12 protein-coding genes are annotated in these 14,563 nt (G+C 60.2%); 7 read left to right on the forward strand and 5 right to left on the reverse strand.

Annotated elements, in window-relative coordinates:
* The first annotated feature begins 41 nt into the window (after positions 1-41).
* Positions 42-464: a helix-turn-helix domain-containing protein gene (locus tag AB4O09_RS17635; protein WP_003201189.1), complete on the forward strand. Its 423-nt coding sequence runs from the start codon at positions 42-44 to the stop codon at positions 462-464.
* 42 nt (positions 465-506) lie between these two features.
* A complete protein-coding gene (locus AB4O09_RS17640) occupies positions 507-1,850 on the forward strand; it encodes an OprD family porin (RefSeq protein ID WP_013693164.1) in 1,344 nt (447 codons plus the stop codon).
* A gap of 43 nt (positions 1,851-1,893) precedes the next feature.
* Here the strand turns inward: AB4O09_RS17640 and AB4O09_RS17645 are convergent, their stop codons facing one another.
* Positions 1,894-2,835: a LysR substrate-binding domain-containing protein gene (locus AB4O09_RS17645; protein WP_460107273.1), complete on the reverse strand. Its 942-nt coding sequence runs from the start codon at positions 2,833-2,835 to the stop codon at positions 1,894-1,896.
* 93 nt (positions 2,836-2,928) lie between these two features.
* Here AB4O09_RS17645 and AB4O09_RS17650 point away from each other — a divergent pair, with 93 nt between their 5' ends.
* Positions 2,929-3,900, forward strand: coding sequence for a DMT family transporter (locus AB4O09_RS17650; protein WP_028237066.1), 972 nt, complete (start codon positions 2,929-2,931; stop codon positions 3,898-3,900).
* On the opposite strand, the gene AB4O09_RS17655 is transcribed toward AB4O09_RS17650, so the two are convergent.
* The gene (locus AB4O09_RS17655; RefSeq protein WP_003201181.1) at positions 3,901-4,161 is read right to left on the reverse strand and encodes an Lpp/OprI family alanine-zipper lipoprotein; all 261 of its coding nucleotides are present in this window, start codon (positions 4,159-4,161) and stop codon (positions 3,901-3,903) included. It abuts the gene before it with no gap.
* Positions 4,162-4,420: 259 nt separating this feature from the next.
* Between AB4O09_RS17655 and ftsH the strand changes: the two genes are divergently transcribed.
* From ftsH to AB4O09_RS17675, 4 genes are all read left to right on the forward strand, one after another.
* Positions 4,421-6,247 (forward strand): ATP-dependent zinc metalloprotease FtsH, encoded by a 1,827-nt coding sequence (ftsH, locus tag AB4O09_RS17660; protein ID WP_003201179.1) that lies wholly within the window; start codon positions 4,421-4,423, stop codon positions 6,245-6,247.
* Positions 6,248-6,476: 229 nt separating this feature from the next.
* Positions 6,477-7,229: a fumarate/nitrate reduction transcriptional regulator Fnr gene (gene fnr, locus AB4O09_RS17665; protein WP_003201177.1), complete on the forward strand. Its 753-nt coding sequence runs from the start codon at positions 6,477-6,479 to the stop codon at positions 7,227-7,229.
* A 129-nt stretch (positions 7,230-7,358) separates the two neighbouring features.
* Positions 7,359-8,852, forward strand: coding sequence for an arginine-ornithine antiporter (gene arcD / locus AB4O09_RS17670; protein WP_003201174.1), 1,494 nt, complete (start codon positions 7,359-7,361; stop codon positions 8,850-8,852).
* Between the two features lie 88 nt (positions 8,853-8,940).
* Positions 8,941-9,480 (forward strand): Hsp20/alpha crystallin family protein, encoded by a 540-nt coding sequence (locus AB4O09_RS17675; protein ID WP_027912285.1) that lies wholly within the window; start codon positions 8,941-8,943, stop codon positions 9,478-9,480.
* A 197-nt stretch (positions 9,481-9,677) separates the two neighbouring features.
* Here AB4O09_RS17675 and AB4O09_RS17680 read toward each other — a convergent pair whose 3' ends face one another.
* The 3 genes from AB4O09_RS17680 to AB4O09_RS17690 all read right to left on the reverse strand — a co-directional run bounded on the left by AB4O09_RS17680 (position 9,678) and on the right by AB4O09_RS17690 (position 14,463).
* Positions 9,678-11,033 (reverse strand): MBL fold metallo-hydrolase RNA specificity domain-containing protein, encoded by a 1,356-nt coding sequence (locus tag AB4O09_RS17680; protein WP_003201172.1) that lies wholly within the window; start codon positions 11,031-11,033, stop codon positions 9,678-9,680.
* A 100-nt stretch (positions 11,034-11,133) separates the two neighbouring features.
* Positions 11,134-12,024, reverse strand: a complete 891-nt coding sequence (locus tag AB4O09_RS17685; RefSeq protein WP_003201170.1) for a universal stress protein — start codon at positions 12,022-12,024, stop codon at positions 11,134-11,136.
* Between the two features lie 66 nt (positions 12,025-12,090).
* Positions 12,091-14,463, reverse strand: a complete 2,373-nt coding sequence (locus AB4O09_RS17690; protein WP_043042589.1) for a phosphoketolase family protein — start codon at positions 14,461-14,463, stop codon at positions 12,091-12,093.
* Between the last annotated feature and the right edge of the window lie 100 nt (positions 14,464-14,563).

A 14,563-nucleotide genomic window follows, 5' to 3' on the forward strand; every position in this document is an offset into this window, starting at 1 on the left:
ACGGTGCGCCCGGCATTTCCCACTGACACGGAGTTTTTGTCATGGCTCGTGCATCACACACCACCGTCAGGGCGGCCATCAAGCCAACGCGCAAAACCGGCACCGGGGGCCTGTCTCCCTGGCGCGAAAGCCTGGTCAAGAAAGTGATTCTCGACGGCCTTAGCGACACGCTGGAAATCACCGAACTGGCCAAGGCCTGCGCCCTGTCCCGCAGTCATTTTTCCCGAGCATTCAAATGCAGCACCGGCCAGTCCCCTCAAGCCTGGATCCGTAGCCAGCGCATCGCCCGGGCCAAGCAACTGATCCGGGAGACCGACTTGACCCTGACGCAAATCAGCCTGGAATGCGGGTTCTGCGACCAGGCGCACTTTTGTCACATCTTCACCCACAGCGAAGGCATCAATCCGTTTGCCTGGCGGTGTCGGGAACTGCGCGCTCAGCCGTACACACCTGGCTGCGCGTAGTACCGCCCCCTTCGCCCGCCCAATTTCACATGGAAATGAAGCATGTTGCCTGCACAACACCACTCAACCGTCACCCTGAAACCGCTCTGGCTGCTTGCCCTGCTCACCGGCAGCGCCGCACCGGCGATGGCAGCGCAGCTCGCGCAAAGCACGCCTGGCTTTCTCGACGGCGCGACGCTGGAAGTCCTCAGCCGCAACTTCTACCTCAACAATGACTATCGCACCCCGACACCGGCCGGCAAAAGCTACAAACAGGAATGGGCCCAGGGCTTCATCGCCTCGTTCGAGTCCGGCTTCACCCCCGGCACGATCGGCGTAGGCATCGATGCCCACGCGTTCCTGGGGTTGAAACTGGACGGCGGCAAGGGGCATTCCGGAACGGGATTGTTGCCGCTGGATGAGAACGGACGAAGCGAGGATCACTACTCCAGTGCGGGTGGCGCGCTGAAATTCAACACCTCACGCACCACCCTGGCGGTCGGCGAAATGACTGTGCAGAGCCCGGTATTCGACACCGCAGACAAGCGCCTGCAACCCGAATACGCCAGCGGCCTGCTGCTCTCCAGCCGCGAGGTCGAAGGGGTCGATCTGCAGGCGGGCCACTTCAGTGCGTTCAAGAATCAGGACGCCTCGACCAGCAAGGGTGACTTTTCCGGGTATGGGGCGACGACGCGCAACGGCGCCATCGACTTCATCGGCGCCGACCTGTTCACCGGCCAAGCCCTGGGCGGCGCGCTCTACGCCTCCGAACTGAGCGACACCTGGCGCCAGTACTATGCCAACCTGCATGCCACCCTTGGCGAACTGTTCCTTGACGGCAACCTGTATCACACCCGCGACTATGGCAAGGCCAACGCCGGGGCCATCGACACCACAGCTTATAGCCTGAGTGGCAAATACCGGCTCAATGCCCAGGCGTTCACCCTGGCCTATCAGAAAATCAACGGCGACACGCCCTTCGATTTCGTCGGCGGCGACTCCATCTACTTGGCCAACTCGATCAAATATGCCGACTTCAACGGCCCGGGTGAGCGCTCATGGCAAGCGCGCTACGACCTTGACCTGGGCACCTTGGGCGTCCCCGGCCTGAGCTTCATGGCCCGCTATGTGACTGGACGCGGGATAGACGGCAGCCATGCCCCCCAAGGCGGCGCCTACAACCTGTTCGATAGCGACACTGGCACTTACAGTCCGCAACAAGGCGCTGGCGGACGCCATTGGGAGCGCGACCTGGACCTGCATTACATCGTGCAGTCAGGCCCGGCCAAGGACCTGTCGCTGCAACTGTCCCATGTCACCCATCGCGCCAATAGCAGCCAGGGCGGCGATGACATCGACCGGCTGTATATCGTCATCCAGTACCCCCTCAAGCTGGGGCCGTTCTGACCCAGCCACAATGGATACCAATACTTTATCCGTCATGGCAGCTTCAACGGTTTAACCGCGACTGACCGAAGCCGGCCTGACGATCACTTCCCAATTCACCTTCAAGCCAGTCGAGCAGCGCGCTTACCTCAACCCGACCTTCCCCGCCCGGCCGGCTGAATACCGATATCGCATCAGGCAAAGGGACACTTTCTGCGCAAGGCCTCACCAACGCACCGCTCTCAAGCAGCCCTTGGGCGGTGCGCCGCCACCCCAATGCGATGCCATGCCCCTCGACCGCCGCCTGGAGCATCAAGGGGTAGCTATCGAACACCGACCCCTCGGAAGAATTGTCGAACGACTGCCCAAACGCCTGGAACCAGGCACCCCACTGCATCCAATGAGGCGGCGTAGCGTGATAGTGCAAAAGGGTGTGGGACTTCAGGTCACGGACTTGCAACACTTTGTGGGTACGCAGGTAATGAGGACTGCATACGGGAAACACTTCATCAGCGGCGGTAAACATCAAGCCATGGACGCCGCTGGGCCGTCCCGTACTTTGCAGGGCCACGTCAAAATGCTCATTGAACTCAGTCAGCGGCCCGGTGGATGTGGCCACCTGTATCTCGATTTCCGGGTATCGCTGGTGGAACGTCGAGAGCCGCGGCATCAACCAATAAAACGCTTCACATAATTGGCACAGCAAAACGACGCGGTTTTTACCTGGCGATTGACGAAGGCTGACAGCACTGGCACTGATACTTTGCAACGCGTTACTCACCACACGGCCCAACTCACGTCCTTGGGGGGTCAGGAAGACGGCGCGGTTACGACGGCAGAAAAGCTTCAGCCCCAAGTCCTCTTCGAGCCCACGGATCTGCCGACTGATCGCCGCTTGGGTGATGTGCAGTTCCTCGGCGGCCTTGGAAAAACTCTCCAGGCGCGCAGCCGCTTCGAAGGGCAACAAGCTGGCAAGCGGCGGCAATGATTTTCCAAGGGTATTCATAATCAGAGGTAATGCATCCGGGGCCGAGAACTCGTTTGTAGCATAGCTGCGACGCTGTGCAACATGAGTTCAATGCCTTAAGGATATGCATGAATGCCCAATGCCTACTCGAACACCCTCGCCGGCGTGAGCCTTGCCGTCGTCGCGACGCTGAGCTGGGCGTTGAATTTCATTGCGCCTTACGTCGTCGGTGCCTACACGATCCACGATCTGATGATCATACGGTTCCTGATCGCCGGGGCGCTGGGCGTGGCTGTCGTGGTGGGCTATCGAACCCAGCTCCGGCGTATGCGTCGCAGCCAACTGCTACTTGGCGCCAGCCTGGGGGTCATCGGGTATCTCGGCTACAGCAGTTGCATTGCCGCAGGCGTCATGTTTGCCGGGCCGGTACTGACCCCGGCGTTTATTGGCATGGTGCCGATCCTGCAGGCACTGCTCGGCAACGCCACCCACAAAACCCTCCCATGGCGAAGGCTGGCGATACCGCTGGTTTTTTTAACGGGAGGGCTATTGCTGTCGAACATCAGCAGTATCCAGCAGCCCCTGAGCGACGACGGTTCATGGTTGACGGGCGTGTTTTTCTCGATCGGTGCGGTGCTCTTGTGGATCGTATTCAGTTGGTTGAACCAGGGCGCCTTGGTCAACCTGTCGGCCAGCGCTTCGGGGGCCTGGACCGGCCTCATGATGGTCGGCGCAGGGATCGGCACCTTGTGCTTGTTACCAGCAGCGCAAGCGTTTGATCTTCTCAAGCTGCCAAGCCTGGGTTTCAGTGTTTCCCTGGCGGGACACCTGTATGCCTGGGGTCTTGTGATTGCGCTGATGTCGTCAGTCATCGGGGCCTGGGCGTGGAACGCGGCGTCCCGTCGCCTTCCCATGGTGCTTTCCGGGCAGTTGATATCCCTGGAATCACTATTTGCCACACTACTGGGCCTGTTGTTTCATCAGCGGCTGCCAACGCTTCTAGAAGCGTCCGGTCTTACTGGCGTGCTGGTGGGGGTGATGATGGCAGTTCGTATCATTCTGACGTCCACTGTTCCTGATAGAAATGCCTCCTTCATCCGCTGATTACTTGCGCTTGGCCTTATCGGTCATCCGAGTGGCACGGATGCTTGCCTCCTCGGCAGTACGTTGCGCCTGCTCGGACATTATCTCGGCCTGCTCAGCCTTCCTGTAGGCCTCATCCGCCCTGAGCCTTGCCGTCGCGGCGTTATTCTCCGCCGACTCCAGTCGGGCATCCACTTCTTGGGCGAGCTTGTTACAGCACCCGGCAGTGGTCGCCAGAAAAATGCTCATCAATACGACAGGTAAGTATCTATTCAAGGCCATGGTTATTTCCTCGGTTAAGCGCAGCAGGAAAAACGGCTAACAACTGGCTCGAGTATCGGGCAACACCCCCGGTGCACTCTGATCTTTGTCAACTGCATGGCTCGTCCGACATCCACACCGTGGCTCACTTGAACCTAGTTGATTTAGCTCAATGTCTTTGCAGCCCTCAGGCGTAGAAAAAGCAAACCGGGGAGCCTGCGATCTCCCCGACCATTTATGCACGGCCTGTTCATCCGAGGCCTTTTATTGAGTCGAGGCCATGAAAAAAACCCACCAATGGAACCTGTCCTACTTCTTCATTGCACTGGCCGTGTTCAGCCTTGTGCAGTTCCTGTTTTTCGAACGTCCCGCGGTGCAGGTCATCCCCTATAGCCAGTTCCTACAGCTGTTGAGCAATCAGAAGGTCAGCGATTTACGCGTCGAAAAAGAACACATCAGCGGCAAATTGCAGGAACCGATTGAGGGTCACAATCTGTTCTCGACCGTACGAGTCGATCCGGCTCTGGCAACGGACCTCGCCCAATCAGGTGTCGGTTTTACAGGCATCAACGAAAACACTTTTTTGAACGGTTTGCTGGGCTGGTTGCTGCCCTTCGTGCTGATCATGGCGGTCTGGCACTTCCTGTTTCGCGGGTTGGCCGAGAAGCAGGGCCTGGGCGGGCTGATGAACATTGGCAAGTCCCGCGCCAAGGTGTTCGTCGAACGCGATACCGGGGTGACCTTTGCCGATGTCGCCGGCATCGACGAAGCCAAGGTCGAGTTGGTGGAAATTGTCTCCTTTCTCAAGGACAAGGCGAAATATGCGCGCCTGGGCGCACACATCCCCAAGGGAACGTTACTGGTCGGCCCGCCCGGCACCGGCAAGACCCTGGTCGCCAAGGCCATCGCCGGAGAAGCTGGCGTGCCCTTCTTCTCGATATCGGGGTCGGAATTCGTCGAGATGTTCGTCGGTGTTGGTGCCGCTCGCGTGCATGATTTGTTCGAACAGGCCCGGCAGGCAGCGCCGTGTATCATTTTTATCGATGAACTCGATGCGCTGGGCAAAATGCGCGGCGTTGGCGCCTTCGGGGGCAATGACGAGAAAGAACAAACCCTCAACCAATTGCTGTCAGAGCTCGATGGGTTCGACCCGCGTGAGGGTGTCGTGCTGCTCGCGGCGACCAACCGCCCCGAGGTACTGGACCCGGCGCTGTTGCGAGCCGGCCGGATCGACCGGCAGATCCTGATCGATCGCCCCGACCGTAAAGGCCGCCAGGCGATCCTCAAGGTCCACCTTCAGAAAATCGTCACCGGCCAGGACCTCGATAGCGAGCGTATCGCCGACATCACCACCGGTTTTACCGGAGCAGACCTGGCCAACCTGGTCAACGAGGCGGCCATCATCGCCACTCGACGCGGTGCCGAAACGGTGAGCCTCGACGATTTCACCGCGGCGGTGGAACGCATCGTTGCCGGGATCGAACGCAAGGGCAGCCTGCTGCACCCCGATGAACGCCAAGTGGTGGCCTACCACGAAATGGGCCATGCCCTGGCGGCCAGCAACCTGCCGGACATGGACCCGGTCCATAAGGTCTCGATCGTGCCGCGCGCCATTGGCTCGCTGGGCTATACCTTGCAGCGACCGACGGAAGATCATTTTCTTGTCAGCTACCAGATGCTCAAGGACCGCATGGTCGTCCTGATGGCGGGACGTGCCGCCGAATGCCTGGCCTATGGCCAAGTCTCGACCGGAGCCGCCGATGACCTGGCCCACGCCACGGATATCGCCCGGCAGTTGATCACCCGCTTTGGCATGAGCACAGAGCTTGGCCTGGCGGTGCTGGAGCGCAAAAGTGCGAGCTACCTGGGCGAACGCATGGAAATCGGTGACAAGGACTATTCGGAACAAACCGCCAGGGAAGTCGACCTGGCTATTCGCGCCTTGCTCGCTGAAGCCTATCAACGCGCCAGCACACTGCTGGAAAGCCATCGGGAAGACCTGGACACCGGGGCCCATCTGCTGGTGGAAAAGGAAACCCTGACACCTGAAGAGTTTGCCCCGCTCCTGCCGCTTAAACACGCTGCGCTGACCTTGCGACTGGTTTGACAGCGCCTGACCGTTGATCGATCTGTCACGGCGTGAACGAATCCAACGCCCCCTGTACGCACACCCACGACGCAATAGCGTCATCTGCAAGCCCCATAGTGAAGGTTTGCACCCCCATCCTTTGTACCCGTTCTGCGTCTATCGACAGTCGGTAACACTTTAGGCCGACAAAAAACAAGCGCAGCTGCATTGTTCTTCTATGCTTGCACCAGATAAAGGAAATTTTTCCATGAGCGAGCTTGAACCGCGACTTCTGCACGTGCATGCGCTCAAGACCGCTTGCTCGAACTGCAGCGTGCTCGAACTGTGCCTGCCCATCGGCCTGACGGGCGGTGAAGTCGAGCGCCTGGACACGCTGATCGCCCAGCGGGTCAAGGTCAAGAAAGGCGCAGCGCTGTATCGCACCGGCGACCCGCTGCGCTCGTTGTATGCCGTGAGGTTGGGCTTCTTCAAGACCAGCGTCCTTTCGGTAGACGGTCGCGAACAGGTCACCGGTTTCCAGATGCAAGGCGAAATGCTTGGCCTGGACGCTATCAGTACCGATCACTACGCCTGCAATGCCATTGCCCTGGAAGACAGCGAAGTCTGCCCGCTGCCTTTCAACCTCCTGGAAAAACTGGCCCACGATTTACCGTCGTTGCAGCACAACCTGAACAAACTCCTGAGCCAGGAAATCGTGCGCGACCACAGCATGCTGTTGATGCTCGGCAACATGAACGCCGACGAACGCCTGGCGGCATTCCTATTGAACCTGTCCCAGCGGCTTAACATGCGCGGCTATTCCTCCAGGGAATTCGTGCTGCGCATGAGCCGCGAAGCCATCGGCTCCTACCTGGGCCTGCGCCTGGAAACCATCTGCCGGGGCATCGCCCACCTACGCCAGGAGGAACTGGTGGACATGCATGGGCGCAATGTCACCATTCTGGACTTGCCCGGCCTCAGGCAGAAGGTCGCCGGTTGCCATCGTCATTCCGAGCTGTAACGCCCGCCCTGCATGACATCTGATCTACATCAATACCCCCCAATGCCTACAGGTCGACATTAAGACTAGCGTTCGAACCTTTGTATCGACGAAGGTTACCGAACCTCCCGTCTCATGGAGGCTTTGATCATGGCAACGCACCTGCAAGGTACAAAACCGGTCATCCCGACCGTCACCCCCCACCCTTTGGCCGGCAGTTTGCGAAAGGTCGAGCCCCGGCGCCTGTCGCTGAGCCTGCTGATCGCCCTGGTCGTCGGTTCGATGATCGGCAGCGGCATCTTCAGCCTGCCCCAGAACATGGCAGCCAGCGCCGGTGCAGGGGCGATCCTGATCGGCTGGCTCATCACCGGCGTGGGCATGCTCTCGCTGGCCCTGGTCTACCAGACACTCTCCAACCGCCAACCGGAACTGGACAACGGTGTGTTCGCCTACGCCCGTGCCCTGGGCGGTGAATTCCTCGGTTTCAATTCGGCGTGGGGCTATTGGATCAGCGCCTGGATCGGCAACGTCAGCTACCTGGTGATTCTGTTCGCCGCGCTCAGTTACTTTTTCCCCGTGTTTGGCGAAGGCAATAACAAAGCCGCGATCCTCGGCGCGTCCGTGGTGCTGTGGGCGTTGCATTGGATGATCCTGCGCGGGATGCGCACCGCCGCCAAGGCCAACGCCCTGACCACGATCGCCAAGGTGGTGCCGTTGCTGTTGTTCATCGGGCTGGTCATTGCCGCTTTCTCCAAGGACACCTTCATGGTGGATTTCTGGGGTGCGCCGGCACTGGGCAGTACGCTGGACCAGGTCAAGAGCACCATGTTGGTGACGGTCTGGGTGTTCATCGGTATTGAAGGCGCCAACGTATTCTCCGCCCGGGCCGCCGAACGGGCCGATGTGGGCCGCGCCACCGTGATTGGCTTCGTCCTCACATTGTTGCTGCTGATCGCTGTTTCCCTATTGTCGTTGGGTGTCCTCAGACAGCCCGAACTGGCCGCGCTGAAGAACCCCTCCATGGCGGGTGTACTGGAAGCGGTGGCCGGGCCTTGGGGTGCGGTGCTGATCAGCATTGGCCTGATTGTGTCGGTGGGCGGCGCGTTGCTGGCCTGGACGCTGTTGGCAGCCGAATCGGTGTTCACGCCGGCCAAGGAAAAGGTCATGCCGCGCCTGCTGGCCACGGAAAACCAACATGGCGCACCGGCCAACGCGCTGTGGATCACCAACGGCTGCATTCAGCTGTTCCTGTTGCTGACCCTGTATTCGAGCGCCAGCTACCTGGCGCTGATTTCACTCGCCACCTCGATGATCCTGCTGCCGTACCTGTTCAGTGGCCTGTATGCACTGAAGATGACCTGGCAAGGCCAGACCTACGCCGGCCATCGCGGCCTGCAACTGCGCGACATGGCCATCGCTGTGGTCGCGACGGGCTATTGCGTCTGGCTGCTCTACGCTGCCGGCCCCCGGTACATGCTGCTCAGTGCCCTGCTCTATGCCCCCGGCTCGCTGATCTACCTGAGCGCCCAACGGGCCAGGACGGGCCGGGCCTTCAATGGGTTTGGCTGGGGCCTGCTGCTGGTGATCTGGGCGGCGGCGATTTTCGCCGGCTGGATGCTCTGGTCCGGCCAACTGTCTTTGTAGGTTCGCAAGCGTGCATTGACCCGTTCGGCGACGGTGCCTGGTCATCTGGCCAGGTACTCGCCCGGACATCACCAAAGAGGAAAATCAAATGTCCAATTCAGTGAAAAAAATGCCGGTCAAAACCGAAGAAAACGCGCCACATCCCGCCAAGACTGACCTCAGGCATCCATTTGAAAAGCTTCGCCAGCAGGTGGATCGCCTGTTCGATGACTTCAACCGGGGCACTGGGATTTCTCCATTCAGTCGCGGGTTGTTCGATGTCGAGCCCTTCTGGCGTCGCGAGTTCTCCACCAGCAGCCTGCCGGCCGTTGACATCAGCGAGAAGGAAAAGAGCTTTGAAATCACCGCCGAGCTGCCCGGCATGGATCAGAAAGACATCGAAATCCGCCTGGCCAACGGCAACCTGATCATCAAGGGGGAGAAAAAAGAAACCAGGGAAGAAAAGAAAAAGGGTTATCACCTCTCCGAGCGCCATTACGGTTCCTTCGAGCGCGTGTTCAACCTGCCAAAAGGCGTCGACAGCGACAAGATCGAAGCCCAGTTCAGCAAAGGCGTGCTGACGCTGACACTGCCAAAAAAACCCGAAGCACTGAAAGCGGAAAAGGTCGTGCCGATCAAGGCCGATTGATCGTTTTGAACCCTGCCCCTCGCCGGCCAACGACGAGGGGCTTTTTCATGCCTGCGCTTATTTCAGGCCGAATGCGTCGTTGAAGCGGCCGGCCCCTTCGCGAGCAGGCTCGCTCCCACACTGGGTCGTGGCGGGCACAGATCCGGCGGGCACAGAAAATCCTCTGTGGGAGCGAGCCTGCTCGCGAAGGCGGTGGGTCAGAGTTCGACGCTATCGCGGTACTCCGGGACCGACACCGACCAACCCAATTCATCGCAAATGCGGTGACGCAAGACATCGGACGCATTGGGTTCGCCATGCACGACATAGGTGTGCCGGGGTGGTGTCTTGAAGCCGCGCAGCCATTGCATGATTTCGTCGGCATCGGCATGGGCCGAGAGCGTTTGCATGGGCACCACTTCGGCGTTGATCGGCACATCCTTGCCATGGATGCGCACCGCAGGCTCGCCCGCCACAATCCTCGCACCTCGCGTACCGCCTGCCTGGAAACCGGGCATCAGCAAGGTGTTGATCGGGTTGGGCGCCAGGCTCTTGAGGTGGTGCAGCACGCGCCCGCCGGTGGCCATGCCACTGGCGGCGATGATCACCGCTGGGGTGCGTTGCAGGTCCAGCGCCATGGAGTCCTTGACCGAGCGCACCGGATGGGCGATGTGGCACATGCCTTCGCACTCTTCCCTGGAGAGACGATGCTCGTCGCCAAAGCGCTGGTACAACCGGGTGACGTCGATGGCCATGGGGCTGTTGAGGTAGATCGGGATATCGGGGATCGCCCGGCGTTGCTTCAGGCGATACAAGTGGTACATCAGCAATTGGGCACGACCAACCGTGAACGAGGGCACCAACGTGATGCCACGGCGCAGCGCGGTGCGAGTGATCACCTCTGCCAATTGGTCTTCCGGCGACTCGTGTGGGTGTCGACGGTCGCCATAGGTGGACTCCACCAGCAAGATATCCGCCTGCTCGACGACCTTCGGCGCGAACATCACCGGATCCTCGGGCCGCCCCAAGTCCCCGGAACACACCAGCGTCACCCCACCGGCCTGGACCTGTACCGTCGCGGCACCGAGAATGTGCCCGGCGCGACGCAGCAAGATGGTTATCCCCCGGGCGATCTCCACCGGATGTTCGAATGCAATCGGGCGCAGTAGCTTCAGCGCTCGCTCAGCGTGTTCACGGGTGTACAGCGGGAAGGCCGGCGCGTGCTTGGAGAAGCCCTTGCGGTTGGCGTATTCGGCTTCTTCTTCCTGCAGGCGGGCGCTGTCGCGCAGCAGGATCTTCACCAGCTCGCAGGTCGCCGGCGAGGCATAGATAGGGCCGCGATAGCCATTACGCACCAGCACCGGCAGATAACCGCTGTGGTCCAGGTGGGCATGGGTCAGTACGATCGCATCCAGGTCACGCATCGGCAGTTCGAAGGGATCCCAGTTGTGCAGGCGCAATTGTTTGTAGCCCTGGAACAGGCCGCAATCGATCAGGATGCGCTGATCGTCGTGTTCCAGCAGGTACTTGCTGCCGGTGACCGTACCGGCGGCCCCGAGAAATGTCATGCGCATGGCGGTGCTCCTGGACAATCGATAATAGGTCTATTGGTCCCATTGTTTGACCTCGTTGCCGTTGATCTTTGTCAACAGCTCAGCGGTCAAGTCCGATTCATCACACCGCCAGAACACTGCACGACACCTGGTAGAGGATGTGCTCGGTCGTGCTGCCCAGCAGCCCATACAGATCGTCGTGCTGGAATCGCCCCATGACGATCACGTCCACTTCATGCTCCAGGGCAAATTCACTCAGGGCCGAGACCGGATGCCCAAGCAGAAAATGCCTGCGCTCGGCCGGCACACCAAACAGGTTCGCCAGTTCCAGGAAGGTTTTTTCCAGGCTCCTGCGCAGTTCCTTGCTGAGCTGCGACAGCGACAGGCCGCCACCGCCGACATCCCCCAGATAGACTGACGACACCTCATAAGCGTGAACCAGATGCAGCTCGGCGTCGCACTGCAAGGCCAGCCCCATTGCCTGGCGGATGATCCGGTCGTTCAGCCCGCTGTTCTGGGCAAACGCACTGGAAGGGTCCACCGCCGCGACCACGGTGCGCGGCAGCGCATGACCGGTGGCCCCCACCAGGTACATCGGCACCGGGCAGTTGCGCAGCAGTTGCCAGTCCAGCGGGGTGAAAAATGCCCGCTTGAGCATGGGCTCGTGTTGTACCTGCTTGATCAGCAGATCCGGCTGGATCTGCGTAACGTGTTGCAGGATCTGCTTGCCCATCTTCTGGGCCCATTCCACCTCAGTGGTGACCCGCAGGCCACGGCGACGCATCTTGTCCGCCTCATCCTCCAACCAATGGCGATGATCCTGGAGATAGTTCTGCCGCGCCTCCTCACGGGGCCTCTCTTCAAGCAGCGAAAGAATGTCCAGCGAGGGAATCAAGGCGATGACATGCAAGTGCGCCCCGCTGGCCGCCGCCAGGGCCGCGGCGTGATGCAGGGCGGGCGAATGACGTTGTGCCGGGTTGAGGATCAGCAACAGGCGTTGGTACTGGCTCATGATGGGTCTCCAAAGTCGGGCTCGAACGCCACGGCGCAGCGTCGATGCCATGAGGCATGTTGGCCGTCATTGCGGCGTCGGCGCCCAGCGCCAATTCAAGACTTCGGGCATGTCCTGCCCATGCTCGATGAGGTACAGCTGATGCTTTTCCATGGTTGCCCAGTAGCGATCCCGAGCGCTGTCCACCAGCGGCTGCAAGCGTGGCACGCGCTGGATGACATCGAGCGCCAGTTGGTAGCGATCCAGGTGGTTGATGACCGCCATGTCGAACGGCGTAGTGGTGGCGCCCTCCTCCATGAAACCGCGGACATGGAAGTTATCGTGGTTGTGACGCTTGTAGATCAGCCGATGGATCAGCGACGGATAGCCGTGGAAGGCGAAAATCACTGGCTTGTCCACGGTAAACAACCCATCGAACTCGGCGTCCGGCAATCCGTGGGCATGCTGTTGCGGCGGTTGCAGGGCCAGCAGGTCGACAACATTGACCACTCGCACGCGCAGGTCTGGCACGTATTCACGCAGCAGCGTGACAGCGGCCAGGGTTTCCAAGGTTGGCACGTCACCGGCACAGGCCATCACCACGTCCGGGTCTTCGTCGTTGTTGCAGGCAAAGGCCCAGCGACCGATCCCGACCGAGCAGTGCCGAACGGCCGAATCGATGTCCAGCCACTGCCATTCCGGCTGTTTACCGGCCACGATCACATTGATGTAATCGCGGCTCTTGAGGCAGTGATCGGCAACGGACAACAGGCAATTGGCGTCTGCTGGCAGGTAGATACGCACCACGTCAGCGCTCTTGTTCGCCACAAGGTCGATGAACCCCGGGTCCTGATGGGAAAAGCCGTTGTGGTCCTGACGCCAGACATGGGACGTGAGCAGGTAATTGAGCGAAGCAATCGACGCGCGCCACGGGATCTGGGCGGCGGTCTTGAGCCATTTGGCATGCTGATTGAACATCGAATCGACGATGTGGATGAACGCCTCGTAACAGGAAAACAGCCCATGCCGGCCAGTCAGCAAATAGCCCTCCAGCCAGCCTTCGCACACTTGCTCGCTGAGAATTTCCATCACCCGGCCGTCGCACGCCAGGTTCGTATCGCCCGCCTCCAGGGCCGCCATCCAGGTCTTGCCACTGACCTCGTACACCGCATCAAGGCGATTGGAGGCGGTTTCGTCGGGACCGAACAGGCGGAAATTGCCTGCCCGCAGGTTGTGCTTCATCACATCACGGACAAAACCACCCAACACCCGGGTGGCCTCTGCCTGCACGCTGCCGGGCGCGCTGAATTGCACGGCGTAATCAGTGAACCGAGGCAGTTCCAAGGGTTTGAGCAGCATGCCGCCATTGGCATGGGGATTGGCGCCCAGGCGCCGATGTCCCGTCGGCGCCAACGCGGCAATGTCCGGGAGCAACGCCCCGTTGTCGTCGAACAATTCCTGCGGACGGTAGCTCTGGAGCCATTGTTCCAGTTGCGTCAAATGCACGGGCAGCTCGAAGTGGCTAAGCGGCACCTGGTGGGCGCGCCAGGTGCCTTCAACCTGCTGGCCATCGACGAATTTCGGACCGGTCCAGCCCTTGGGCGTACGCAACACCAGCATCGGCCAGAGCTGGCGTTCCAGGGTACGTCCCGACGAATCCGCACGGGCCATGCGCTGGATTTCGCGAATCTTGAGCAACATGCCGTCCAGGGTCCTGGCCAACTGCTGGTGCACCGCTTGCGGATCGTCGCCTTCGACAAAATAAGGATCGTAGCCGTAGCCATACATCAGGGCCGACAGTTCGTCTTCACTGATGCGCGAAAGCAGCGTGGGGTTGGCGATCTTGAAACCGTTGAGATGAAGAATGGGCAGTACGGCGCCGTCACGCCTGGGGTTGAGGAATTTGTTGGAGTGCCAGCTTGCCGCCAACGTGCCGGTTTCGGCCTCACCATCGCCGATGACGCAAGCCACGATCAGGTCAGGGTTGTCGAACGCCGCGCCATAGGCATGGGCCAGGGAATAACCCAACTCTCCACCTTCATGGATGGAGCCGGGAATCTGCGCCGAGACATGGCTGGATAAGCCATAAGGCCAGGAAAACTGCCGGAACAGGCGCAGCATTCCGTTTTCGTTCTGCTCCACCGAGGGATAACACTGGGTGAAGCTGCCCTCCAGGTAACTCTGGGCGACGATGGCCGGGCCGCCATGACCGGGGCCGGTGATCAGGATCATGTTCAGGTCACGGGACTTGATCAGGCGATTGAGGTGCACGTAAATCAGATTCAGCCCCGGCGTCGTGCCCCAGTGTCCCAGCAGGCGCGGCTTGACGTGATCGCGCTGCAGCGGTTTGCGCAGCAACGGGTTGTCCTTGAGGTAGATCTGCCCCACAGCCAGGTAATTGGACGCACGCCAGTAGGCGTCAATGCCTTCCAGTTGGTCGGGGCTGAGAAAATCGCTCATCACGTCCTCCACAAAAAACAGGGTTGCCATGCCTGATTCTGGAACGCGGGAATAAGGGTGACTTGATTTACATCAGAACCAGGGACGCTAAGGTCATACA

Source organism: Pseudomonas sp. H1_F01 (assembly GCF_054681425.1).

Bases quoted from the DNA above. Each gene is read 5' to 3' on its own strand.
- AB4O09_RS17685 (WP_003201170.1), bottom strand. From the start codon at position 12,024: ATGAGCCAGTACCAACGCCTGTTGCTGATCCTCAACCCGGCACAACGT.
- AB4O09_RS17680 (WP_003201172.1), bottom strand. From the start codon at position 11,033: ATGCGCATGACATTTCTCGGGGCCGCCGGTACGGTCACCGGCAGCAAG.
- AB4O09_RS17640 (WP_013693164.1), top strand. From the start codon at position 507: ATGTTGCCTGCACAACACCACTCAACCGTCACCCTGAAACCGCTCTGG.
- AB4O09_RS17675 (WP_027912285.1), top strand. From the start codon at position 8,941: ATGTCCAATTCAGTGAAAAAAATGCCGGTCAAAACCGAAGAAAACGCG.
- AB4O09_RS17650 (WP_028237066.1), top strand. From the start codon at position 2,929: ATGCCCAATGCCTACTCGAACACCCTCGCCGGCGTGAGCCTTGCCGTC.
- AB4O09_RS17655 (WP_003201181.1), bottom strand. From the start codon at position 4,161: ATGGCCTTGAATAGATACTTACCTGTCGTATTGATGAGCATTTTTCTG.
- AB4O09_RS17690 (WP_043042589.1), bottom strand. From the start codon at position 14,463: ATGAGCGATTTTCTCAGCCCCGACCAACTGGAAGGCATTGACGCCTAC.
- ftsH (WP_003201179.1), top strand. From the start codon at position 4,421: ATGAAAAAAACCCACCAATGGAACCTGTCCTACTTCTTCATTGCACTG.
- arcD (WP_003201174.1), top strand. From the start codon at position 7,359: ATGGCAACGCACCTGCAAGGTACAAAACCGGTCATCCCGACCGTCACC.
- AB4O09_RS17645 (WP_460107273.1), bottom strand. From the start codon at position 2,835: ATGAATACCCTTGGAAAATCATTGCCGCCGCTTGCCAGCTTGTTGCCC.
- AB4O09_RS17635 (WP_003201189.1), top strand. From the start codon at position 42: ATGGCTCGTGCATCACACACCACCGTCAGGGCGGCCATCAAGCCAACG.
- fnr (WP_003201177.1), top strand. From the start codon at position 6,477: ATGAGCGAGCTTGAACCGCGACTTCTGCACGTGCATGCGCTCAAGACC.